Here is a 23,060-nt window from a genome sequence, read left to right as displayed (position 1 = left end):
ATCACTTGCTCACATTAAAGTTCAAACTGGTTTGCTCACCCGTTGAGGCATCGGTATAAGAAATTTCCACCGAAAACCCACCAGATACACCGCCATTAATCGCTTTCACATTAACCACCGGTGCCGGAGTTTTTGCCACCGAATCTTCCAAAAGAATCTGCCCTCTAATGAGGGCAGTAATCTTAGGAATATCGGCTAATTGACCAATGTATTGCGGCAAACCAGCGCCGTAATCAAGCTGAAAAATGTAATCGCCTGGATTGGTTAGCAATCTTCGCAAGATACGCTGTTTGCCTCTCAGAATGCCGTTAGCCGTTTGCATGTCGCCAGTACCGGACGGGGATAAATCACCGCCTATGTAATGCGATAGATCATTTAAGCTCATTGTGGTTTTCCTGATGTTCCTGATCCAGGCTGTACGCCTGCGGTCAGATGGTTTTTCAGGCTGATGCTATCGGCTGTTACATCACCACCACTGACAGCCAAATTACCAGCCACAGATGCGCCATTACCACCACTGACAGCCATGCCGCCCTGACCAGTGATAGCGCCCTTGCTTAATGTCGTGCCGTCGGTCTCTGTATTGCCTTTAGTCGTTGTGTTTCCACTGACAATCAAATTTCCAGTGATGCGGACATTGCCATCGTTTGAAAGCTGAAGTACGGTGCCCGATGGGTCCGATAGCGTAAGCATTCCATTGTTGGTAGATTTGATTGAGGCCCCACTTTTATGCACCAACCAAAACTCACCAGACGGACAAGGAAGCGGTCTATCTTGGTCATTAAAGAACCGCATACCAACTGAGCCTACTTCGTTATCGCCCTCTTGATAGTCGATTTCAACCGCATCGCCAATGGAAGGAGGGCAAAAAATTCCCCAGCCATTCCCAATGAAGATTGATTTAAGCGGTAGCCAACCAGTCTCCACGTTATCCGGCTGAAGCATGACCTTCACAGCGTATGCGCCAGCGTCATAACTGGAAATAGTGCCGTGTCGCGTATTTGCACGCCCCTGAGTGGCCTGCTGTGCGGTTGATTTCAGCTGGTTGAGTAAATGATTCATTACTGCGGATTCTCCAATACAGGGCCAGTATTCTTAGCCCTGATATTCATGCGATAACCTTCAGACATACTCATGGAGCGCATTACGCTTTCAGGGTAATAGGCTTGATCAAATGAGCTGCCAGTGCCTTGAACCACGATCATTCTTGAACAATCCAAAATACTGTCCGCAGGCAAATACCCCGTAAGCCGCATTTCATGAGCCACGATCTGCTTATAGATGCTTTGTGCTCGTTGCTGGGCCTTATCACGATCAAGCCCAGGGAATGTATAGCGATAGACCTGCGATCTTGCCTCGGCTTGCCCAGGCTTTATAGCCTTTGCATTTCTAGGCCAAGTTTCTGAAAAGCCAGCTTTGCTTTTTGAGTTCCAGCTATGGACTTCAACAACAACACCCTTTGCGATATGCAAAGCTCTTGTAAACCTCAGATCCACAACATTGGATATGGCATAACCATGACTAGCATCGGGAGCCTTCCAGTCAATGATGTAGTCACCACTTGATGCGACGCGAGGCTGGAAATACAGATCCCGACCTTTGACATAAACATCAAAATCTTCCAAGTTCGCTAGGTAGGTTAAAAGCTCCCATTCGCTTTGCTCTTGAGTGGTGCTGGAATGATCGTGGGCATAGTAATAACCAGCCGTTTTTGTGGTTGCGACAATGTTGCCAATACCAAGCCCATGACGCTTTGCCAAAACTGCTGCAATCTGGCTAGAAGTCTTTTCCTTGAAATGCTCACTGGTTTTGGTATCAATCAGTTTTGCGGTTAAGTCTCGGCCTGTTAGCTCAAGAGCTCCTAGAACTGGGTCATAAGCAATATCATCAACGCTTCCAAAAATCAAACTATCAGCCTGCAGTGGCACATAGTTATTTGGGTCCAATGGACTCTCATTAGCAAATATTTCAACGCCAATATTTGCCTGATTTGAAAGCCAATTTATATCCCTTGTGGCTGGCAACAATGCAGCGGAAAACTTTACTCGAAAAGTGTCGGCACTGCGATAGGCATTGTTATCAACCTCCCATGAAGTCCATCCAGGCACAATCTCGCCAACTGAATTGCCATAATCATCAAGGTAGTAAATCTTTACTGCGCCCCTTGGCTGACGTGAGGATGGCGTGGCGGGAGTGATATTTAAGCTAGGCATTCCACACCCCTGTTGAATCGCCGTTGTATGGCGGAATAATCAAGGCCACCAGTCCGACCAACTTTGGATCGCTAAGTCCATTGGCTTGCGCTATCTGCACCCACCCCATTGGGTTGCCATACTGCTGCGCGGCAATCTGATAAAGATTCCCACCAGCAACTGTGATTTGCTTGCTCATTTCCCAATGGATCCTAAGTTGTTGGTCAGGCTACCAAGCGTTGCATTCATCGAAACTAGATTAGTGAGCTTCTTGACATTTGCAGTTTGATTAATCAATGCACTTGCCTGCTTTGCTATTGGGTTCCCAGGAAGAATTCCCCCAAGAGTGGTGACTGAACTTACGGCTGAGTTTGTAGCCTGGATAAGTTGCCCCACTTGCTGCCTTGCCTGGACCAAAGGCTGAATTACTTGATTTAACTGCGATTGAGTTGCCTTCGCAAAATCTTTGATTTCTGCAGTAGCAGTACGAATATCGGCCATTGCCGACGATAAGCCCGAATCATTTATCAAGCCAGCCAATCCACTGGATTTATCTAGGTCATCATTAATTGCCTGATTAATGCCTGTGCTCGATAGCGGCGCAGGCCTTGTCAGGTCTGAAATCACTTCAAGCGAAATGCTGTAAGGGGATTTATAAAAACGCTGAAACTTGTACTTGAACGAACGAATCAGCACGCTATACATGTAGTCATGCATCGAGAGAACCAATGGCAAGCCATCAATTCGCATGCCATCGATCATTTTGGCGCGATCAATTGCGCCTTGACCCATGAATAGCCCACTCCACTCAATCATTGATGGAGACTCGCCCATTACATCAATTTTTCTTACGCCACCAACTAGCTCGTGAACGTTTAGACGTTGATCACCACCAAAGCCGATTTCCTCTGGGACCTCAACACCATCAAATTGAAATGTTCCAAGCACTAAAGATGTATCAGGTGCCATAGTTAATTCAATCCAACAGGAACAGGGCCCATAGATGGGTCATAAGTAGGAGCGCCTGCACCAGGGCGGGATGCCTCTCTTGCTTGGTGCTGACTAACGGCTTCGGCTAACTTTCTGCCATCAACATTAAGTTCCGTTTTCACTTGAATGGTTTTTTGATTGCCACCATCAGCTGAGGGCTTGTTATTAACCCAAGTACCGCCACGCCCAGCCCTAACAAAGTGTTGTCCAGCATGATCTTGCTTTACAGCATCATTTTTCTTGGTGGCATCGTCATACACCCACACGCCATTATTGGCACCACGACCATGGCGCTCAAAGTGTTGGCCAGGATGATCTTTGTCATGAATGCCATCACCAAAAATCTTAGGCAGTACATAGGAAAGACCAGCAACAGCGGCCACCAATGCGCCCAATCCCAATAAAACGGGGGCAACAGCTACGCCACCAATGGCAAGTGGGGCGCTAGCCATAGCGACAGCCCTTAATCCAAGAGCAACAGGATTAAGCAATGACAAGCCCATGAGCGCAGACTTAAATAGCAATAATGAGCCACCTAAAACCGCCAAAACTGACACGATCGCGAAAGCCTGAACAATAAACTTAGTTAGAACTGGGTAGGATTGTGAAAATTGGGTGACCTTATCAATCACGTTAATTAATAACTCTAGAGATCTAACGGCTAATGGCAATATCTTCTGTCCAAGCTCTAATTTGAGACTTGCTAACTTAGCCTCATAGTCAACTTCTTTGCCGCTTAATGTTGTGGCGCCAAGTTTTGCAAGATCATCAACACCGAGCGCATTTTTTGCAGCATCAATATGTTTTTGAATATTGGCACGCTCTTGGTACATCGTTACCCATTGACTGCCGCCAACTCGATTGCTAAACAATTTAGCAATCTCCATCTTCATGGCCTCGCCGTCTTGAATGCCTTTTGCCCGTAACTGAGGCAACATGACTTCATTCATGTACCTGAATTGATCGGTTCGGAAAAGGTCTGCATCCTTTAGTGATCCAGCATCGATCTTAGCTAGGTGTCCCGTCTTTCCATAATGCAGCTTATCCTTTTGGAGCAAGCCCATTTTGTTCATTTCCTCAGCCACCTGCTGAGTAGTACGGCCCATATACATATTTTGGAATGCCGACATCAAGCCAGTACCGGTACGACTACCGCCCTGCTCCTGAGCCATGTGCATGAGCCCAAAATAAAACGCCTGATCAGACAAAGACTTGGCAGCAATACCGCCAGTTTTAATCATATTTAAATACTCGGTTGGCTTTACCAAACCACCAGACGCTGTATAGGCGCGAGTCATAAAGTCCATTGTCTCTTTGAACTTTTCTGCGCTAAATTTCCCAGTGCTCTGATCTATAAGGGCTCCACGCAACTCGCCTACTTTCAGCGCATCCATAAACATGCGCTCTGCTTTTTCGCCATGACCACCGCCATGCCCACCTTGAGTCATTACGGACTCAATGCCAAACTTCATCTTCAAAAGCATGGGCGTTACCTCTTCAGCATGATGCATATCGCGAAGTACGGAATTAGCCTCAGACAGCATCTTGAGCGTATCAGTCGAGCTGGCGCCAATAATGCGCTGTGCTTTTGAATACTTGTCAGCTTGAATTAATGCCGCATCCCCAACACCCTGGGCCTGGAGCTTTGCCATTTGGTTTTGATATTTCTTAGCCTCTTCAAGCGGCCCTTTCATCAAATGAAGCCCTAAACCACCTATTGCAACCAATCCACCGCCCAGCATGGCGGTTTGACCAATGCTTTTGAGCTGGGCATTGAGCTCTTTTGCGCCCAAATTTGCTGTGGCAAAATGCTTAGACATGCTGGCAAGGCCAGCGGTCACATTTTCAACCAGCGCTATCTTTACCGCAACTTTGTAAGCATCTAGGCTCATATATGACTTTCTTTGAACGCATCCAAGAGTTTTTAGCGAATAAATTTAGCTTTATTCAGTACCCACACATTCGCCAAGAATCTAAGCGCCCTAACTGGCAACGCCACGGAAGCAACCCATTAATTGAAATGGATGGCAATAGCGAAAAGGCGCGCCTCAGTTGGGCTGGTAAATTGTTTGTGCTGATGTACTCTTTGATTGCTGGGGGCTTCTCTTTAATTCTGATACTCGTTGCTTGCATAGTTCTCTACGCAATTGTTTCTAGCTGGTTCTAACCCTCATGAATATCGTGGTCATACTCCAACTCAGCGGGTATTGAGCCACCACCCAGCAAACCTCTAATTGCTGCGCCACCTACAATCTTTTTAATTGCATTACGGTTTTGCTCAACAGCCGGACCAAGGAATGGTCTAGGCGGTATCTTTTCCGTACCTAGCTCTTGATAAACGGCAATATCTGACGTTGAACCAACAACGGCTTCCAGGCTATTGACATCCGTTTGATGGCCTATTGAATCTCTTAAGGCGCCAGACCGAAGCAAGGGGTCGTTTTCAGTAAAGCCCCTCCTAACCCGATCTTCTTTGGTGCTATCTGCTAACTGCTCCCAGTCAGGGAATGGTCCAATAGCCTCTTGATATTCACCAATCTCATCTTTAGCGGTTTTTTCAACCTTTTGAGCCACCTTCTCAAGCCCATGAGCAAGTTGCATGTGAAAGCCAACCTCAACAGCAATTAGCTCGGCTGCGAATGAACCAAGATCTTCAAATGACCTCATGATTTGTCCTTAAAAGTCATGCTATTGAGATCAAACTCAGCGCCATTAAATTCTTGAAATGTAATAGCAAAAGCAGTTCTCGTCACATCATCAAGAGAAAAGGCGACATCAAAAGGAACTCCATTGTGGACAAGCCATAAACAATCGCTTATGGCGTTGTCCTCTAGGAGTTTTTTAGTTCTGAATCACTTTTCTGCTCAGACTGAGGATTAAGGAAATGCTCCATGACACCAAGCATTGCGGCTTGGTTGCCCTCATCCCCCAGGCGCTTGTATAGAGCCCTTAATTCACCCTCGGTGCTTGGCGTAATGACTATGTCGCCATCAATGCCAGCAACATACTTAAGGTGAAATACCTCAGATAAATAGCTCACGTTGAGCTTTTCACCACCCGAAGCCTTCGCAAAATCTAAATTCGCCAATGGGTTTGGCTTCTTCAATTTAATGATTCGGCCTAAATCGTCGATAACCTCAAATTCCTTTGCGGCAGCTCTTGCGATCTGCTCACTTGGTTTGAGGGTTACATTTACATCGCCAACTTTATTTGTATTTTCAGACATTTTCACTTCTCCAAAATCACCATTAAAGGTGCGTGGCAGGCGGGAGGTGTGCCCCGCTTTTCAGGAATGACCTTAGCCACGCATAAGTCTTAAATTGGTTCGCGAGAACTAAAAAAGAAACCGATGGTCAGCGACACAGACTTATCTTGCTGCCAATCGCCAGCGTTATCAAAAGTCAATGTACCGCCTGTAAATCTCCATTGAGTAACAGAACCATTTGGTTCATTAATTGTTAACTGCATGGTGCAAGGCTGACTGCTGATTCCGTTGTAATAATTTTTTTCTTGCGTTGCAAAGTAGTTATCAATATCGGCTGACATACGTTCAACTTGAATACTTCCACTCCAACCATCGATGTGGACTAACTCAGCATTTTTTCCGTTAATTGGCTTAACTCGCTGTTTGGTGATTTCTTGCTTTGGCTTGAAATCAAGGATATTTCCGAGATTGAAATTTGTGCCATCGCCAGCCACAATTGCAATGCTTAAGTCACGTCCGGTTGATCGTCCAAGAGTACTCATATTTGATGCCTCCAATAATGGAAAAAGCCCTCACGAATGAGGGCTTAGGTGTTAGTAAAAAGTATTTAGTTATTGAGCCGCTGGCACTGGTGCGCCGCTTGGAATAACCGTGGCTTGTGAGCCTTCAACGTTGACGAGGAAGGTTTCAATTACGGACCAGTATTGAACCTTGACATCGGCTTGCTCGATACCCAAAGAGACTTGAGATAAAGGGTTATTGCCTGCGTCTAATTTTGTCCAAAACGCTGGGCCACCGTTAACAGCGCCGATCATTCCTTGGTTTTGAAGGCTTGCAAAGAAGCCATCTAATCCAGCTTTTGCCTGACGGCGTTGATCGATCGTCTGCAATTTACCAACCCATTGACCTGACCAGCCACCAATGCTCTTAGCAATGAAGTTAGTCAATGATGTGTAGTTATCGCCACGCGTCAGCGGATTGCTTGAAGTGTTGTGACCAATGCGGGATGAGAAGAAGTTGCCGCCCACAGAAGGGTTGCTAATCACGTCGATACCAGCATTTGCCAATTGCAATAAATCAGCATCAGAGTATGGACGTGTTACTGAGGTGCCTGGCAAGCCATTACGCTGAGTACCGACAATGCCCTGCATTGGGCGATTCAACAGCGAGAGGTGCGGAGCATAAGCAGCTCGCAAACCAGCAATAGCCGCCTGTGGAGATACCAAGCGAATCAATCCGTTATCGGTATCGTTGAAGTAAGTCCAGTCACCGAATTGCAACCGGAAGCACCAGTTATCGATTCCAGCCGTATTCTTGGTTGAAACAGCATTAGCGATCGTGTCGCCTGCAGGACCTGTACCAATGACATAGCAGTTCTCACCAAGTCCAAATGCCGCCTGACTAGCCCATTGAGTGGAATCATCAGCATCGCAGAGTGATACAACGGCAGCGCCACTTTTACGCAATGCATACATGCCGGTACGATTGGTGCCATCAACACCAACCAATGAAGTGGAAGTTACGCCTGTGTATCCATCAGTACCGCCAGCCAATGTAATGCTTGCCACAGTTGCGGATGCAGCGCCCAAGTTATCGAATGTTTCCACATTTCGACCTGGCATTGATACCGTTACTTTTGTGGTGTTTAAGCGAGTGCCAGTGGCAACGCTAATAGCCGTATTGTTGCCATAACTGCCGGTGTACTTACTGCTCAGAGTTACGACAGCATTATTGGCAGAGGCGTTGATCAACGCAGAAGCCCCACGAATTGAGCTTTGACCAGAGTTAATGGCTAATGCAATAGCAGTAGCGTCAGCAGCACTTGCGGCTGTAATCGTACCTGTAGCCGATGTATCGGTTCCGTCGGTAACTCGCACGAACATAAACATGCTCGCGCCTTGCATACCCTGAATCGTTACATGAGCGCCCATGTCGTATTTGCGAGGCATGATTGGGCCAAATTGGGCTTTGTAGTCAGCAATGCCACCACCATAGGCAATTTGATTGACTGGACCCCATGATGCTGTACCTACCAATGCAGAAACATTGGATTGCGCGCCGACAATGGGAGCAGCGCTTGGCTGCATGATTTGCACCCACCAGTTAGGGACGTTCGATCCAATAGGATTAATTTGGCCTTGTTGAACAATAGGCATAAAACCTCCAAAATAAAAAAGGCCGCATATAGCGACCTAAAAATTGAAATCCACCATTTAAGGCGGTCGGGCGAAATTACTTTGCTGTCTTTTTCGCTACCTGAGCGCTTTGAACAGTGTCGACATCTGCTACCGGAGCATCTGCAACCTTTGTGACGAAATGCTCTGATCCGTTTTCGAGAATAAATTTCACCTCGCCGGCATCGGAAATTGATTGGCCTTGGCTATATGACTTGCCATTAGCTGTAAATGGTTGGTTTGCAATTAAATGCATGAATTCACCTATGTATTGGTTATGTTGAGGTTGGCGCTACCTGGTGTTGCTGGTGGCGAAGGATTGGCTTGCGGGGCAGAAACATTGACATTGACAACGTGCTTAGTCACAGGCCATGCCACCGAAGTAAGCACGATTGAGTATTCAACCGAATAAAACAAGTCGCGCCGATAAATACCCTGCTTTTGACTGCTATCATCCTGAGCGCTAGTTGAGTACCGCAAAATTGCGCTACTGCCATCTGACACAGGCAACACATTGATATTCGCCAAGGCGCTATCAATAGCCTTTGCAACAGGATCTCGCAAGTCATGGGTAGAAGCCCAAACCGTTATCTGAAAATCACGCTTGCGCCTTTGGATTTCTTGAAAGTAATTTACAGACCCATCAGGGTTTGTGGTTCCAGCCTGCGGAGTTCCCTGCCCCACCCAAGTTTTTTTATCACCAGGGCGAGGGAAAACAGAAATATGCACCTTACCGATCGGAAGATCAGAGGCTAACTGCTCTGGGTTGGGCCATCCCTGATAAACAAGAACTGGGCAATTTCCAATAGAGGGGGCGGCATTACCATTTGGATAAGCTGCGCCTGCAATCAATGCAACCAAAGCCTGCCCAACGTCTGTAATGTCTGCCATGTACCACTCTCTTAAGGATGCATTTCTATTGCATTAATTCGCCAACCAATATCAGACTGCTCGGCACCATTAACCACAAACATCCTGCCAAGATCGTCAATCAGCCTATCGCCAGAACCCACCACAATTGGTACAGATATTGGGAGGTAAACCATCGATCCCATCTGCTCAGACGTTCCGCTTGGTAATGCCTCAGCATTTCTTAGTCTGCCCTTGCCAAAGATCATTGAGCAAGGCCAGCCAATAAAAGTGCCGTTGTTATTTAATGGGTTAACACCAAGCACATCAGATGACTCGGTGCTCGTATCTGCAATACCGCTATACCCAAGGGCACCTACCGCACCCACAGCACCAAGAGGGGCAGCTCTCGCAATCCGAATAAACCGATTGCAGTCAATGCAGATTATTGGCAATAGTTGCTGTTGGGCTGCAATATATTTAATGTCTGTTGGATTTTCCGAATGAATCAGATAGTCGCCAGGTCGGGTTAAGCGCCCATCAAAATCGCCATACCAAATAGGATCGCCTGGTAGGTTTGGGGATTTGTAAGTACTATCACCAGCATTAAATGCGGCATTAATACTCAGGATCTGATTGCTTAAAGGGTCGGTGGCTTGGATTGGTCTATATACGTTGTAGACCAATCCCAGTCGCAATGCCGCCTTTGCCCTACCTGCATAAATCTTGGCGTGTATTTGAGCTGCGTTCATACGATGACCGTTATTCCACCGCCACCAAGGTTAGGCCCAGGTGGTATTCCAATAAACCCGCACATTTGACGGCGAAAATCAAAATACAATGCTCGTCGGTCTCGGTGCTCATTTTTGTTGTGCTTCCAAACTGCAGCTTCATCCGTATCAAGATTTTGCGAAGTTTGATCGACCTGATCAGTTTCTAGTTGATAAAGTCTGGCTAAAAAGACCGTTGTAAGAGTTGCCTCTTCCTCGGGTCTAAAGTTATTGAGCTTATATTCAAGCACGCCGTACTGGGTTGAAAACCGATAGCCAGAGGCGGGCAATGATTGAGAGCCAAAACTGCCATATCCAGCAAAGCGCCGGACGTCTGCCTTTTGTGCGTCGGTTAACATTTTTTACTCCAGTGGGGCTTGACGATCAATCAATAGCTTGATTTCTTCGGGGTCAGTGACTTCCATGCCAGCATGCCAGTAGCGATGCTCACCAGTATCTTCATCAATAAAACCATGCGGTGCCGACAATGTAATGCTTGTTGGCAGTAAAGGCTCATCGCTTTTTACCTTGCCTTTGTTGGGTTGCTTAGGAGCATCTTCGCCCTGCGCGCCATCCTGTTTCAAATCTTCAATAGATGCAGTTTTTGGATTAGCTTTTGCCATGATTTTTACCTTGCCTTTGTTGGGTTGGGTTGTGCCCGACCGCCGAAGCAGTCGGGCAACAAGATTGCTACCTAATTAATAGGTCAGGCCGCATGTTCAAGTATGATCGCGCGCTTGTAATAAGTTGGCGATGCAGTTGGAATGATGTTGCTAGTTGCAGTTGCATCAGTTGGGACGGCAAAGCCACCAATCCAAAACCATGACTGCGCAACGATTTGTTGCAAGCGGTCGATAGGTGCACGCACAACTTGCACAACATCGTCAACGGTTTGAACAACGCTATTTTTACCGGCGGTATCAAAAGCACGTTCAGCCATACCAGCAAAGTCGCCCTCAACCAATGCACCAGGAGCACAAAGAATTGGACGGCGAACACCGGCGGTAACGCCAGCATTGGAGGCCTGCACAGGGGCTTCTGTAGTTGGGATGAAGTTGCAACCAAGCAATTGGAATACCTTGCCAACACGCATTTCTTGGGAGCCGTACTGACCTTGATACATCAACTTAAAGTCGTTATCAGCCCACAACTGGCGCATAGACATATTGTCCAAGTACAAGTTGAAGTTCACGCTATCCATGCCGGTGTTGTTACGCAACAAGGCAACAGCATCTTCAACAGCGCCCAAGGTCAATTTATCAGTAGAAGCAAGTGAGGCTTGTGTAGCTGTAGCCTGAGTTGCTGAACCGCCGATGTATTTACCGTTTGGACGGATGATTGGAGGCGCATAAGTGCTTGTTACGGCATTTAGAGCAGTACCGTCAGCGACAGATACGTTACCTGAGAAGGTCAGTGTGCCAGACACGCCGCTTGTGCCGCCACCAGTGATAACCGTGGTAGATACGTTAGTGCCATCAGGCGTAGCGCCAATAACGCTGTAAACAGTGCCACCAACCAATACAGGCAATGGGTTGCTTACCGATACAGCCAACATTTGACCGTTTGACAATGCTGTGGTGAAACCACGAATATCATCTACCGCCAATGTAGTTGCAGGAGCGCCCAAAGTGGTACGCACACGAGTATTGCCACCCATGTAAGCGTTAAATAACGCATTACGCGCAATACGATCTAGCGACTGACGAGCCTGCACGCCATTGACCTGAGCGTTCTTTAAAAATTGATTGGCGATACCAACTTGTGAGGTAACGATATTCAGATCGATCGAATCGCCGTATTGGTTAATACCAAGCGTGTACTGCTCAACCGTGAAGGATGACGGCGTAATGCCATTGTCCATATTGGTATTTGTGTTGGCAGCCAATGGGGTTGTAACAGGGCCTTTTAAGCCGTTACGAGTTTTGGTGACAGTTTCACCAACGTTAATTGCTACAGGCTCACGATCCGCTACGGCACGATAGCCAATAGAGGATTGCAATGCATCATGGAACTCACGCTCCAAGAAACCTTGTTGAATAATTGGCTGTAAAGCCGTTGGCATATTTTGAATAGGCATATTTCACTCCAAGAAAAATGAGGTTGGTTTCATTCCCCTTGGTGGCCTGCACCCGATGGGATACTCGCCCTAGCTACATAGCCAGGGCGTTTACTAATTACTTATTACCTTTAAGCGCAGCGGCTTTAGCAGCCGCATACTCTTCCTGAGTCATTTCCGAAGCCTTTTTAGAGGCTGGTGGATTTGGATCAGGTGCTTTATTGGTGTTGGTGGTTGTTGACAGCTTTTCAAATAGGTAAGGCTTATCCGTCTTAAGGCCCTCCATTAATTCATCGGCACCCTCTAAAGAACCATCTTCTTTTAAAGATACCTTTGAAAGATCTGCCAACTTCAAACCGTCAAGATCGATCATCCCCGCCTTTAAAGCGGCGGCCTTTAGCTCTGCGCGAATAATTCGACTATCAGCATCAGCCTTAGCCTTTGTGGTCGTTTCTTCCGCATCCTTAGCGGCCTTAATCGCAGCTTCTTCCTTCTCTTTTGCCTTTGTGCGGTAGTGCGCATTTTCACGACGCAGCTCTTGCACATATTCAGCGGAGAAATTTTCAGGCTCCTTTGGAGGTGGCGCTGGTGGCGCTGCCGGTGGAGCCGGAGGATTTGCTGGTGGATTAGGATTTGGGTTTGGGTCTGAATTAGGCATCTAGCCACTCCAATAAAAAAACCGCCATCAGGCGGTCGGTTACAAAATTCCCACATCAAGCGGAAGGTTTAAAGCATTAAGAGTCGTACATGCTCACGCCGAGCACCAAACTTGTTGGGACTGACCCAGCTAAAGTAAGTGCCACCCTAACCCTCGATCCAACGGGTTTGCAGGCCATGACGTTGCAGTTTGTATTGGCGTTACTCGTTCCAGGCGTATTTGCATAAATGCTAAATAGCAATGGTTGAACACCGGTATTAAATTGCGGATCTACTGATGACATTACCAATGAATCTGCGTTGCTTGTCGAGCTACGCTTCTGACTGGTGATCGTTCGCACCCATTCAGGTACATCAATATCGAAATACGCAACGTCGCCAACAACTAAGCCAGCCTGTGCCAGCACGTTGTAATAGCGATCGTAGCGATAAGCGCCATTGCCATTTTGACGCTTCATTGAATCAACAATTAATGCGTTGGCAACAGTATCAAGGTTGTAAGTCGTCATTTAGAGCCTCAGTCGTTTGCATCTGAATTAGGTTTTTGCAGCTTTGGCGTTTGCGCCGTTGGTGCAGGCGGGTCAGCCTTAATGCTTTCTAACTCGTCTTGTGGATCTTCAATGTCGTAAGAATTTGACAGCGATTTGATTGCTGTTTCTCTCGATAAAAGCTCGCCAGTACGAAGCGTTGTCAGGGTTTCAGCTTCCGTTTGCTTATCTGCATAGGTTGGCGCATACCATGCTGGCCAGCGCAATGAAACCTTTTTGTCAGCATTAAGAGGCTCAATTGCTTTGCCGTAAATCTTGAGCTCATATTTTGCTGAAACGGCTACTATTTTGCGTAGAAGCGAGAGCAAAGCGCCTTCTCCATAGCTAATGCGTAGCTTATCTGCAAGCCAGATCAAGGCTTGATTCATAAGCTCCATGGCGCGGCCTGATTGGGCGGCGCTTACCTTGTCAGCATTGGCGCGATTTCCATGAATCGACTCAAGAGCCAGCTCACGTAATGCGCGCACATACTCAACCACTGCAGCTGCAGCATCACCACTAATTTCTAAGAGCTTGGCATCGCCTTCAGCGGAAACCACTAAAGCATTTCCGGCACCGCGAACAATCTTGCCATCCTCGACAGACGGCTCTTTAAGAACCAATGTCGGCTCACTGCTGTATTTCAAGCCTCTACCAGCTTGCGATAGCTGGTAATCGATTTCAATGCTGGTATTAATGGCATCCAAGAATGTGCAGGCACCATCAATGCCATTACCGCCAGGCAGATTCTTCACCCACTCAACCGGCACAAAGCCTAAAGAATGATTTTTTGTCTTGGCTGCATCCACTACGGGACCAGCATTTTCATCCTTGACCTTCCAGGGAGTGAACCACGTCTCGTTTGTGTCATCCCATGTGCGCCGAAACCAAAAGTCAGCAACTAGATCATCGTTGCTTATGGCGTAACCAGCCAGTTTTAAGGCTGAACCTTTAACCTTGTATTGCTCCGTGATTGACTCTAGCGTATCAGGCGCATCATCACGCCAAACGGGGGTCAAGAACTGTGTGCCCTTAACTTCAAAGAACATGCGTCCGTTAATCACGCGCATGAAGATTGCCACCGATCCCACTGAGCCACGCAATGCTGCCTCGATCATCACCTCATTGAGCTTTGATTCTTTGATCAAGTCAGAGAGTGAATCACGGGTGTTCTCATCTTCGCAGTCGATGGATGGGAAATGCCCTTCGCTAAACAGTAGCGAAACAGAATCATCAACCACAGTCTTGCAAAGTGCATAGCGCACAGATGGGCGACGATTGCGTAACGGGATATATTCCCCGCTAGTGGTCATTTCCGTTTGAAAATCATGCTCCAAATGGTCGTACAGCTTTCCCTCTAGCACCCTAGTTAACACGTCGATGGTGAACTGGCGCTCTGGGTAGTCCTGATCTCGCTCAATTTTCGAGGTAATTGTTTTAAACATCAGTCCTAATCCATATTGGCCGCGCCTGCCGCCGTAAAAACACGCCTAAGCGTAGAAGGAGATTCGGCACGCTCCACATCACGGCCTGCAAGTTTTATTAGCCCCAATCCCTTGCTGTGGGTTTTACTATCGCTGCATGTGTGGCACACGAATGGTTCGAGCTGGTTCAGGCGGTGCAATCAATTCAGAAAATGCCCTTGATAGCGCATCGACCTGATCGTCCGCAGTTCCGTTTGGAAACATTCGCATTTCATTAATCAATTCATCATTCCATTGCCCTCTGAGCATCAGCACATTGCCGACGTTGATCTGAGAAGCTAATGGTTCAGCCCTGACAATCTTGTTTCCTGATTCAGGGGATGAATGAACGGTGTATCCAGTCAAGCTACGAATCAAATACAAAACCTGACTCTTGCCTGATTGCCCTGGGTCTTGCGGCAAGCTAATGCGCACACCTTTGCCATCACGGGCAGCGGTATTTTTTAACGCCGCATCACGCTCATCAGTCGTACAACGCAAACGGACCATGTCGCCAATGATGAAACGACCATCAGCCATCTTTCCAAGTTTTGCGCCGACGGTGTAGTCACCATCAACCGATGCCGCCAAGTCCCAGCCACGAATCCATTTAATGGGTTCAGCGGGTATTGCATCAATCACCTGAATAGCATCAGGCTTAATAATTCCACCCTCGGGAGGCGCTGGGCGTTGCAGATATTGACCTGCAAACACATAGGGCGCAGCCCTTTCCATCCGATGTAAATCTTCAAGAGTGTGCTTTTCAGGCCATAGCGCAGTGCCATCTTCCTGAATTGCGGGTAAGCAAACATGCTCCCACTCTTCTCCGTTACCACCATCAAGCAACCACCCTGCCAAGTCATGCTCATGCAATCTCTGCATGATTAAGATGATTGGAGTTTGGGGGCTATTTTTACGACTTTCTAGCGTATTTTGAAACCAATCAATAACACCTTGCCGAATCACATCGCTTTTAGCCTCATCAGGCTTGTGTGGGTCATCGATGATGATCGCACCACCAAAGCCATCACGATGCTTGCCGGCGCCGAAACCTGTAATGGTTCCACCGGCACCAGCCGCATACATCACGCCACCCTGCGTGGTCGTCCAATGACTTTTTGCGTCAGAGGCAAGCCTGCAGCCTGGAAATACTTGTGCGTAAGCCTCATGCTGAACCAATGCACGCACGTTGGCGCTGTTATTGATCGCCAATGGCGCCGCATAACTTGCATGAATAAACTCAGCATCAGGCACTTGACCCAACGCCCATGCAATGAAGTTCACTACGGCAATCTCGGTTTTTGAGTACCGAGGTGGCACGTTGATGATCAGACGCTTGCATTCGCCACGAAATACCCTCATTAGGGCATCGCAGATAGGCTTGTGGTGTGGGCCACGGAGCCATTTATACCTACGCCGTTGAAAAAACATCCAACGGCAGAATGAATAAAGGTCTGCCTGCGCTAGTTTTGCCGCCGCGAATCGTTCGTCAGGGCTAAATTCGCGCATGGCTAAAACTCATCGACAATGGTTTTGGCTACCCGATGAAATTCATCGTTGGTCATGTAGACGCTTTGAATGGGTCCACCGGAATTACCAGTTACCTCAACCCGCTGCGTATCTTTCCAGCCAGCTTGCGACTTCAACCAAAAGATGATTGAGGTCGTGTCGCCACCAATTGCCTTCTTGTAAAGCGTTTGAGCGACCTTAACATTGGCTTTTAGTTTGCCAGTGGTAAGTTCGTTCTTGAAATTCTTAAGTAATGTTGGTTCAGAGATTGATTGACCATTGGCGCTTTTTACAAATAACGCAATGTCAGCATGTCGCAGACCAAAGGCCGCTAACTGCATCACCAAGTCTTTTTGCTCTTCTGTTGCCTTAAACGCCATGCGACCAGCGCCAGTACGTTTACCGCCAGATTTACCCTTTGCTCCAGGCATTTACATTCTCCATGCGCTCTTTTTCCACCAGGGAAAATGCGCGTCCATCACCGGATAGCATTGCCTGCTGTCCAGTGAATTCTTGCCAACGACGCACGATAACGTCGCAGCACTTTTGATCAAGCTCCATTAACCGAGCTGATCGACTGTGTTTTTCACAAGCGATTAAGGTGGAGCCTGAGCCGCCAAACAAGTCCAATACAACATCGCCACCGCGACTGCTATTGCAAAGCGGATACTCGATGAGCGCTACTGGCTTCATGGTCGGATGAACATCGTTACGCTGTGGGCGATCAAAACTCCAAACCGTTGTTTGCTTGCGATCACCGAACCAACGATGCGACCCTGTTGGCTTCCAACCATAAAGGACGGGCTCATGCTGCCAGTGATAGTCTTGGCGACCCATCACAAGGGCTTGCTTTACCCAAACACAACATTGCGCCAACTTCCAGCCTGCATCGAGCATGGCCTTGCGAAAGTTCATACCTTCCGAATCGGCGTGAAATACATAAATTCCAGCACCGTCTTTGGAAACAGCAAAGAGCGCGGCATACACGTCATACAGGAATTGATAGAAATCCCCGTTCGACATGCTGTCGTTCTGAATCTTCAATGCGTCTTTGGTTTTACCCTCATACGACACGTTGTAAGGCGGGTCGGTAATCACTAAGTCGGCTTTGTAGCCGTCCATCAGCAACTCAACGTCGACCAGCTTTGTGCTGTCACCGCACATCACTCGATGATTGCCACAGAGCCAAATATCACCAGCGCGGGATATGGACTCACCACCCAAGGCGGGGGCATCATCTTCATCGGTTAACCCAGCTTTGGAGTCTGGCTCGAGCAATTTACCCAAGTCTTCGATACCAAAGCCAAGCAGATCAAGATCAAATCCATCCGCCTTAAGATCGCCTAGCTCTAAGGCCAGCAGGTCTTTATCCCATCCGGCATTTTCAGCGAGCTTGTTGTCAGCAATGACGTAAGCACGCTTTTGCGCCTGCGTCAGATTGCCGATCTCAAGACATGGCGCCTCGGTAAGCCCAAGTTTGCGCGCAGCTAAAACGCGTCCATGTCCAGCAATGATGCCGTTATCGCCATCCACCAAAATTGGATTGGTCCAGCCAAACTCTCTAATGCTTGCGGCGATCTGAGCTACCTGAGCGTCAGAGTGTGTCCGCGAGTTACGAGCGTAAGGTATCAACTGCTCGATAGAACGAGTATTGATCACTAAGTCGCGCATTAATTCGGTGTGTGGAAAAGCAAAAAACCCGCACTTGGCGGGTTGATGCGGGAAATTTGTTAGACCAAAATCCCTACGATAGACAAAATGTACCTCAAGTGAACCAAACCCGCAATAGTTTTTTAAAAATCATTAAAACCGACTAAACCATGTATTTCAAAAAATGAATTCAGCCGATCGCAAGCGCGCTCTTGAAGCACTCTAGCCGTGTTGCGAATGATCTTGATGTCACGCACAACCGTACTTTGAGAAAGTCCCCACGACTTCGCAATCATGCGGGTGGAATATTCCTCGCGCTGCCTTGCGGTGCCAAAGACGCTCACCGCCATCGCCAGCGTAGCCCAGTCGTCTTGAGTAGCCATCATCGGCAGGCTGTAGTCACGAACCCCTTTGATTCCATTGCTCTTGAGCAGGTGATAGCCGTACCTGGCGTGAACCGCATCAGCTTCGGGCTGAGGCAAGTGATGCAGTACCGCACCCCTCACCATGGCGCACTGCCCCCTGATTTCAAGCGAGGAAAGGCCGCTAAAGTTAATCGTACCCTTCTCCCTCTCTTGCACAATTCCCATTTCTTCCATCATGCGCTCGATCATGCTTTGCATGGCGCTCTTTTGGGTCGCTGGCAAGATTTCCATCAGGAAACTCACATGCAATGCCTGCTCAACGGATTTAAAAATCGGGGTAACCACATCACTCATGACTTCATCCTTTTGAACAATTCGCAACGTATGCCATAAACTCGGCGCTTAAATTCACAACCAAAATACTTTTCGCCATTCCACTCAGTCGTGACCTTGTAAACAAACTGACCACATGCCTTGGCCTTCCGTAGCGCATCAAGCTCCCTACGAATTGCGACACGTTCAGGGTCTCCGTACTCCCAAGATTCCAAAGCGGTCATTGGCGCACCGTCACTTCCACCTCAACTCTTGGATCGCCATAACTCTTGCTGGCTAACACTCGAACAACCTGAGAGTCATCCTTCCACACAACCTCGTTTGCGCCGTCTTTAACGGCTTTGACGACGTTATCAAGGTCTGGGCGCTTGGTATGCAAGATCTCGCCCAATGCGGCGGCACGTTGCTTTTTAAGGCTCCAACTTTTGGGAATGGAGAAGTAGGCTCGTACCGTGATTGCAACCGCACCTTCGATGGGCGTTAATGAAGCCATGGCCTGACCAGCTGCGAGTTTTACGAGGTTTTCGTATCTTGCGGTTTTCTCGGGGGTGTAGTGGGCCACATGACCATTGCGCACGAATGACCTTGCCCTACCCTTTGCAACTGGCTCACCAGGAATGGTGAAGGCGATGACTTGAGGCATCAGAATTTCCTTTTTATGTCAAAAATATTCAAATGGAGATCCGCAATCACCATCGCCTATCCCAATGCCTTAAACGTTTTGAAAGGCTTTGTGCCACGCAAGCTCTTTTCGTCGTAACGGTGAGGCATTGGATGAGTTCTTGAATAATCCAATTCAAACGAATGCTTTGGTTTATTTAAAACTCTTGCGTTGATGCGTTTTGCAGGTTTTTGACCGTTCTTAAATTTCATACACACCCTCTCTCGTTAAAAATGCTTTTCTTGACCTCATAACCACAAACCCCATTGCCCACGATTTCCGAGCTTCCATTGCTTGATGAAGTCGTCCTGCAGGGTGATCCACATGGGATAAATCTTTTTATCGAAGCAAAAATCTCTAAACTTTTCACGTCCCATTCGTTGGCGCCAGGCAAGCATTTGACGGACGGCACAGCGGTGCTTTTGTACTTGCACATTCAAGCCTTAGCCTTTCTTTTCTCACGCCAATCCAAGATGAATTTGCGCATGTCGGGGTAGCTGGCAAACCGTGACTGCTTCGGGTCACCACCGCATTCGACCCGATAGGCGTGTTCGATCTGAGCATCTGTACCAAGCGGCAATTCTTTGGTTTTGGGTGTTGCTTCGGCTGGTGTCCAGTCGGCAAGGTAATGCTCGTCAGGACCAAAGAAGGTTGCTGGTTGCTTGATGAACTGAGAATCGGTTGCCATGGTCTTGCAGAAGTTGGCATAGCGCTTAACCCCCTCAACCATCACGCATGGATCAACTCCAGCCTTGATTCGTGCTTTCCATGCCTTTAGCGATGCGGCCTTACTTGCACCTGGGCGTTTTGGATACAAACCCCAAGCATTTTCAAAATCAGAATCGACGGAAGGCGCAGCCTTCTTAGGTTTTATATTTGGTTCTTGGTTATTGGTTATTGGTTCTTGGTTAGTAATAGCCGTATCACAACTCGTATCAGGTGCGTTGCAGTTCTGCTCCTGTACTGAACCTGTACCCGTTTCAGGTGCGTTGCAGTTTTGATCGAATAATCTGCGCAATGTTTCCATTGGTGTATCCCATTTAGGAATAACACCAAATTCCCGCAAGGCTTTAAACATAAGGCTTCGCTCTTCACGATAGCGTCTTAATCGCTCCTTCTCATGTTGCTTTTTCTCTTGATCTTCATGGCTGCCTTCGTGGTATCTTTCGAGCTCTTGATCGCATCTTTTGTTATGCCACCCATCCGCTTCAAGAATAAAAAATTCATTGAGTACAACCTCGACAGAATTTTTTTCTTCTTTTGTTTTTGCTCCGATGAGTCGTTGCACTTGAGAAATTTCTCTCGGAAGGGCTTTTTCGGTCGAATAATATTTGCGAATGCATCTGAAGTAAGTGGCGTCCTCGACAAAACTAAGGTGCCCAGTTGCTTCGGCATAGTCGCCTATATGGAATGGAAAGTGGTTCATGCAATTAACCTTTGCTGGTAATTCTCTGGCTCGAGTGAGGATGTGCAGCTATCGTTTAGCCACATGCACTCTGTTTTGGTTTTTGTGCCTCTGAAGGCGCTAATTCGGGCGCTGGTGCTTACCTTTGTCCAGCCCTTAAATGCCTGCTCATAAAACTCTGATTCATAGCCGCACACCATCACCATGCCTTTAAGTGAATGCACCACATCAATAAGCTCTTGATGATCCTCGCGGCTCATTTCGTGGAAATACATTTTTTCCTTGGCGCGCGATCTCACCTCTGGCAAATACGGTGGATCCACGAAATGCAAACAATCTTGTGCATCATGCTGTTGCAATACCGAAATTGCCGGACGATTTTCAATGAGTACCGCAGAAAATCTTTGGCCTAAAACAGCGATATTTTCTGGGTACCGAGCCCATAGATGCATCGCCGTAGAATATTTACGTTCGGTATCAATACGAAAGCCAGTGGTGTTTTTGGTAGCTCCCGCCGAACCAAATCCCATGCTTGCCCTAACAACCATGCGTCTGGCCAGCTCTACTGGGTCATCCGTTGGTTCATAAGCAAGCTCAAATTCATCCCTGGCGTACGGCGTTAGTACGCAAGCATCAATTAGTCTTTGGCTTAATGCGGGATCGCGCAGCACGCGGAAAAAATTGACGACCTCAGAATCAAGGTCGTTGTAAACCTCGCAATAAGCAGGCTCCTTTTGGAGCAACACACCAGCTGCGCCACCAAAAGGCTCAACGTAATTGCGATGCTCTGGCATGTGGCTAATAACCCACTTAGCCAAGCGCCATTTACCGCCGTGGTAACGCATTGCGGGATGTTTGATAACGGTCATAGAAGCTCTAATTGACCCTTCGGAATTGAAACTGGATGAATGAGCACATGACTAAATGAGCACTCTCTTTTTGTGGCAAGCCTGATTAGGCGAAATTTCTTATTCACAAGGACGTTGATAGCCCTTGATATAGAGCTGTAATCAATCTCTTCGTAGCGACTCTTGTAGGCAGCCTCAATCTCGCGCATGGGCATATTTGGACGGCGATCATTGGAGACGATGAAGAAGATTCGATCCTCTTGGCTGGTGAAATACTCAGCCGGCAAGCTGTGAAAGCATTGGGCGCTGGTATCGCGAAAGGCGGTTGATTGCCTCATTTGAACCCCAACAAAAGCCGAGCAGCTGCAAGCTGATCCCTCAAAATTCTGTTTTCACGCTGCAGTTCAGTTTCTCTTTGGCGCAAGCTGGTTAGGTCATAACCTCTAGCGTGAAGCATCCACAGGAGCGGGGCATCGTTTCCACAACGATCCATAAGGTCAGTAAGTTTTTCCCACTTAATACCTTCTTGGTTGGATTTCCATCGGGAAAACTGCGCCTTATCAATACCCAAGTCTCCAGCCGGAGTTTTATCAATGTCATACCCTGCTACTCGAAGGCAAAGCGATATTGATTCGCCAAGACTTCTTTGGATTGATACCTGTTCAGGCGTTACTGGGGTTGGTAGTGCTATCTGGCTCATTGATACCTCGCAACATTGTTGAGAGCGGTTGAGTGGTCAAAATTGACAAAAAAAATGAAACTAGAGTCATGGATCAACTCACGCAAAAACTGGCGACCACCCGCAACCTGAGAGAATGGAGTTCTCACACAACCATTAACAAAGGAAGGGGTAGTCATGACTTCAAACAACACTGGGGCCACCATCACTCTTCGTTGCCCCAAGTGCAACGAGCAAACCTTCAAAACCGGAGCCAAGCCTCAACGAATAGAGGATTTCAATGGGGCCATCTGTACGGGTTGCTCCTACGTTCTGACAGAGAACGACATCGGATTCCAGACCGTCGAGATAGTCAAGAACCAAATCTCTATCGCAATCAAGAAGGGGTTGGGGTAATTTTTGAAGGGCCACAGAGAACCTTTCGGTCTGTTCTAGTAGCTCGCTTATGTCGATTTTTAGCTTGGCCAGGACCAATTCAGACCCCCTCTTTTTCGGCCAGCTCGGGCCAGCGCTCTTTCCAGCAACTTGGGCACAGCTCCCGCCTGATTACCTCCCCCGCAGACTCCTGTTCGATAAGCACGCAGAGTTCTGCGCCTAGCAATTTATTGCTACTAACTGCATTTCGAAGGTAGCCAACAGATGTGCCGCACTTATCTGCAAAGGCCTTTTGCTGGGATGTTTCTAGTGAATTTAAGAATTTGAGTAATTTATCCATAATGAACGAAAC

At 47.7% G+C, this 23,060-nt stretch carries 33 protein-coding genes; 1 reads left to right on the top strand and 32 read right to left on the bottom strand.

Annotated features, from left to right (window positions below):
* Position 1: 1 nt before the first annotated feature.
* From ICN48_RS05765 to ICN48_RS05740, 6 genes are read right to left on the bottom strand one after another with little or no spacing between them, the layout of a single operon-like run.
* Positions 2–385 carry a phage tail protein gene (locus ICN48_RS05765; RefSeq protein WP_216152758.1) on the bottom strand — a complete coding sequence of 128 codons (384 nt, stop codon included), beginning with the start codon at positions 383–385 and terminating at the stop codon, positions 2–4.
* A complete protein-coding gene (locus ICN48_RS05760) occupies positions 382–1,062 on the bottom strand; it encodes a phage baseplate assembly protein V (protein ID WP_216152757.1) in 681 nt (226 codons plus the stop codon). The genes ICN48_RS05765 and ICN48_RS05760 overlap by 4 nt, the downstream gene beginning before the upstream one ends.
* The gene (locus ICN48_RS05755; protein ID WP_216152756.1) at positions 1,062–2,213 is read right to left on the bottom strand and encodes a hypothetical protein; all 1,152 of its coding nucleotides are present in this window, start codon (positions 2,211–2,213) and stop codon (positions 1,062–1,064) included. The genes ICN48_RS05760 and ICN48_RS05755 overlap by 1 nt, the downstream gene beginning before the upstream one ends.
* On the bottom strand, positions 2,206–2,391 hold the full coding sequence (locus ICN48_RS05750) for a hypothetical protein (protein ID WP_216152755.1): 186 nt from the start codon (positions 2,389–2,391) through the stop codon (positions 2,206–2,208). The genes ICN48_RS05755 and ICN48_RS05750 overlap by 8 nt, the downstream gene beginning before the upstream one ends.
* Positions 2,388–3,161 (bottom strand): hypothetical protein, encoded by a 774-nt coding sequence (locus tag ICN48_RS05745; RefSeq protein WP_216152754.1) that lies wholly within the window; start codon positions 3,159–3,161, stop codon positions 2,388–2,390. Before ICN48_RS05745 ends, ICN48_RS05750 begins: the two co-directional genes overlap by 4 nt.
* 2 nt (positions 3,162–3,163) lie before the next feature.
* Positions 3,164–5,074, bottom strand: a complete 1,911-nt coding sequence (locus ICN48_RS05740) for a hypothetical protein (protein WP_216152753.1) — start codon at positions 5,072–5,074, stop codon at positions 3,164–3,166.
* Positions 5,075–5,076: 2 nt separating this feature from the next.
* On the opposite strand from ICN48_RS05740, the gene ICN48_RS05735 reads away from it, so the two are divergent.
* On the top strand, positions 5,077–5,349 hold the full coding sequence (locus ICN48_RS05735) for a hypothetical protein (RefSeq protein WP_216152752.1): 273 nt from the start codon (positions 5,077–5,079) through the stop codon (positions 5,347–5,349).
* Here ICN48_RS05735 and ICN48_RS05730 read toward each other — a convergent pair.
* The 26 genes from ICN48_RS05730 to ICN48_RS05605 all read right to left on the bottom strand — a co-directional run bounded on the left by ICN48_RS05730 (position 5,346) and on the right by ICN48_RS05605 (position 23,048).
* Positions 5,346–5,849, bottom strand: a complete 504-nt coding sequence (locus ICN48_RS05730; RefSeq protein ID WP_216152751.1) for an HK97-gp10 family putative phage morphogenesis protein — start codon at positions 5,847–5,849, stop codon at positions 5,346–5,348. The two genes, ICN48_RS05735 and ICN48_RS05730, sit on opposite strands and share 4 nt — an antisense overlap.
* A 163-nt stretch (positions 5,850–6,012) precedes the next feature.
* Positions 6,013–6,408: a hypothetical protein gene (locus ICN48_RS05725; protein ID WP_216152750.1), complete on the bottom strand. Its 396-nt coding sequence runs from the start codon at positions 6,406–6,408 to the stop codon at positions 6,013–6,015.
* A gap of 89 nt (positions 6,409–6,497) precedes the next feature.
* Positions 6,498–6,929 carry a hypothetical protein gene (locus ICN48_RS05720; RefSeq protein WP_216152749.1) on the bottom strand — a complete coding sequence of 144 codons (432 nt, stop codon included), beginning with the start codon at positions 6,927–6,929 and terminating at the stop codon, positions 6,498–6,500.
* A gap of 69 nt (positions 6,930–6,998) precedes the next feature.
* The gene (locus tag ICN48_RS05715; RefSeq protein WP_216152748.1) at positions 6,999–8,543 is read right to left on the bottom strand and encodes a phage tail protein; all 1,545 of its coding nucleotides are present in this window, start codon (positions 8,541–8,543) and stop codon (positions 6,999–7,001) included.
* A gap of 76 nt (positions 8,544–8,619) precedes the next feature.
* Complete coding sequence (locus tag ICN48_RS05710; protein WP_216152747.1) at positions 8,620–8,817, bottom strand: hypothetical protein; 198 nt, start codon at positions 8,815–8,817, stop codon at positions 8,620–8,622.
* A gap of 8 nt (positions 8,818–8,825) precedes the next feature.
* Complete coding sequence (locus tag ICN48_RS05705; RefSeq protein ID WP_216152746.1) at positions 8,826–9,452, bottom strand: hypothetical protein; 627 nt, start codon at positions 9,450–9,452, stop codon at positions 8,826–8,828.
* A gap of 11 nt (positions 9,453–9,463) precedes the next feature.
* The gene (locus ICN48_RS05700; protein WP_216152745.1) at positions 9,464–10,162 is read right to left on the bottom strand and encodes a hypothetical protein; all 699 of its coding nucleotides are present in this window, start codon (positions 10,160–10,162) and stop codon (positions 9,464–9,466) included.
* Positions 10,159–10,539: a hypothetical protein gene (locus ICN48_RS05695; protein WP_216152744.1), complete on the bottom strand. Its 381-nt coding sequence runs from the start codon at positions 10,537–10,539 to the stop codon at positions 10,159–10,161. The genes ICN48_RS05700 and ICN48_RS05695 overlap by 4 nt, the downstream gene beginning before the upstream one ends.
* Positions 10,540–10,542: 3 nt before the next feature.
* Positions 10,543–10,803 (bottom strand): hypothetical protein, encoded by a 261-nt coding sequence (locus ICN48_RS05690; RefSeq protein WP_216152743.1) that lies wholly within the window; start codon positions 10,801–10,803, stop codon positions 10,543–10,545.
* An 83-nt stretch (positions 10,804–10,886) separates the two neighbouring features.
* On the bottom strand, positions 10,887–12,257 hold the full coding sequence (locus tag ICN48_RS05685; protein ID WP_216152742.1) for a hypothetical protein: 1,371 nt from the start codon (positions 12,255–12,257) through the stop codon (positions 10,887–10,889).
* 97 nt (positions 12,258–12,354) lie between these two features.
* Complete coding sequence (locus tag ICN48_RS05680; RefSeq protein WP_216152741.1) at positions 12,355–12,894, bottom strand: hypothetical protein; 540 nt, start codon at positions 12,892–12,894, stop codon at positions 12,355–12,357.
* A gap of 76 nt (positions 12,895–12,970) precedes the next feature.
* On the bottom strand, positions 12,971–13,402 hold the full coding sequence (locus tag ICN48_RS05675; RefSeq protein WP_216152740.1) for a hypothetical protein: 432 nt from the start codon (positions 13,400–13,402) through the stop codon (positions 12,971–12,973).
* 8 nt (positions 13,403–13,410) lie between these two features.
* A complete protein-coding gene (locus ICN48_RS05670) occupies positions 13,411–14,865 on the bottom strand; it encodes a phage portal protein (RefSeq protein WP_216152739.1) in 1,455 nt (484 codons plus the stop codon).
* 126 nt (positions 14,866–14,991) lie between these two features.
* A complete protein-coding gene (gene terL / locus ICN48_RS05665; RefSeq protein ID WP_216152738.1) occupies positions 14,992–16,392 on the bottom strand; it encodes a phage terminase large subunit in 1,401 nt (466 codons plus the stop codon).
* A gap of 2 nt (positions 16,393–16,394) precedes the next feature.
* Positions 16,395–16,823: a hypothetical protein gene (locus ICN48_RS05660; RefSeq protein WP_216152737.1), complete on the bottom strand. Its 429-nt coding sequence runs from the start codon at positions 16,821–16,823 to the stop codon at positions 16,395–16,397.
* Complete coding sequence (locus ICN48_RS05655; protein ID WP_216152736.1) at positions 16,804–18,063, bottom strand: site-specific DNA-methyltransferase; 1,260 nt, start codon at positions 18,061–18,063, stop codon at positions 16,804–16,806. Before ICN48_RS05655 ends, ICN48_RS05660 begins: the two co-directional genes overlap by 20 nt.
* A 122-nt stretch (positions 18,064–18,185) precedes the next feature.
* Positions 18,186–18,761, bottom strand: coding sequence for a hypothetical protein (locus ICN48_RS05650; RefSeq protein WP_216152735.1), 576 nt, complete (start codon positions 18,759–18,761; stop codon positions 18,186–18,188).
* Entirely contained in the window at positions 18,758–18,964 is a 207-nt protein-coding gene (locus ICN48_RS05645; protein WP_216152734.1) for a hypothetical protein, read from the bottom strand. The genes ICN48_RS05650 and ICN48_RS05645 overlap by 4 nt, the downstream gene beginning before the upstream one ends.
* Entirely contained in the window at positions 18,961–19,383 is a 423-nt protein-coding gene (locus ICN48_RS05640) for a RusA family crossover junction endodeoxyribonuclease (RefSeq protein WP_216152733.1), read from the bottom strand. Before ICN48_RS05640 ends, ICN48_RS05645 begins: the two co-directional genes overlap by 4 nt.
* A gap of 56 nt (positions 19,384–19,439) precedes the next feature.
* Entirely contained in the window at positions 19,440–19,613 is a 174-nt protein-coding gene (locus ICN48_RS05635) for a hypothetical protein (RefSeq protein WP_216152732.1), read from the bottom strand.
* Between the two features lie 224 nt (positions 19,614–19,837).
* Entirely contained in the window at positions 19,838–20,827 is a 990-nt protein-coding gene (locus ICN48_RS05630) for a YdaU family protein (protein ID WP_216152731.1), read from the bottom strand.
* Positions 20,824–21,675: a DNA adenine methylase gene (locus ICN48_RS05625; RefSeq protein ID WP_216152730.1), complete on the bottom strand. Its 852-nt coding sequence runs from the start codon at positions 21,673–21,675 to the stop codon at positions 20,824–20,826. The genes ICN48_RS05630 and ICN48_RS05625 overlap by 4 nt, the downstream gene beginning before the upstream one ends.
* Positions 21,672–21,992: a hypothetical protein gene (locus ICN48_RS05620; RefSeq protein WP_216152729.1), complete on the bottom strand. Its 321-nt coding sequence runs from the start codon at positions 21,990–21,992 to the stop codon at positions 21,672–21,674. Before ICN48_RS05620 ends, ICN48_RS05625 begins: the two co-directional genes overlap by 4 nt.
* Positions 21,989–22,354: a hypothetical protein gene (locus tag ICN48_RS05615; protein WP_216152728.1), complete on the bottom strand. Its 366-nt coding sequence runs from the start codon at positions 22,352–22,354 to the stop codon at positions 21,989–21,991. The genes ICN48_RS05620 and ICN48_RS05615 overlap by 4 nt, the downstream gene beginning before the upstream one ends.
* A gap of 162 nt (positions 22,355–22,516) precedes the next feature.
* Complete coding sequence (locus ICN48_RS05610; RefSeq protein ID WP_216152727.1) at positions 22,517–22,807, bottom strand: hypothetical protein; 291 nt, start codon at positions 22,805–22,807, stop codon at positions 22,517–22,519.
* A 1-nt stretch (position 22,808) separates the two neighbouring features.
* Positions 22,809–23,048: a YdaS family helix-turn-helix protein gene (locus tag ICN48_RS05605; protein ID WP_216152726.1), complete on the bottom strand. Its 240-nt coding sequence runs from the start codon at positions 23,046–23,048 to the stop codon at positions 22,809–22,811.
* Between the last annotated feature and the right edge of the window lie 12 nt (positions 23,049–23,060).

Origin of the sequence: Polynucleobacter sp. JS-Safj-400b-B2 (genome assembly GCF_018881975.1) — a bacterium.
Classification (GTDB): domain Bacteria; phylum Pseudomonadota; class Gammaproteobacteria; order Burkholderiales; family Burkholderiaceae; genus Polynucleobacter.
Note: the sequence above shows the minus strand (reverse complement) of the source record. Positions and strands in the feature narration are given on the sequence as shown.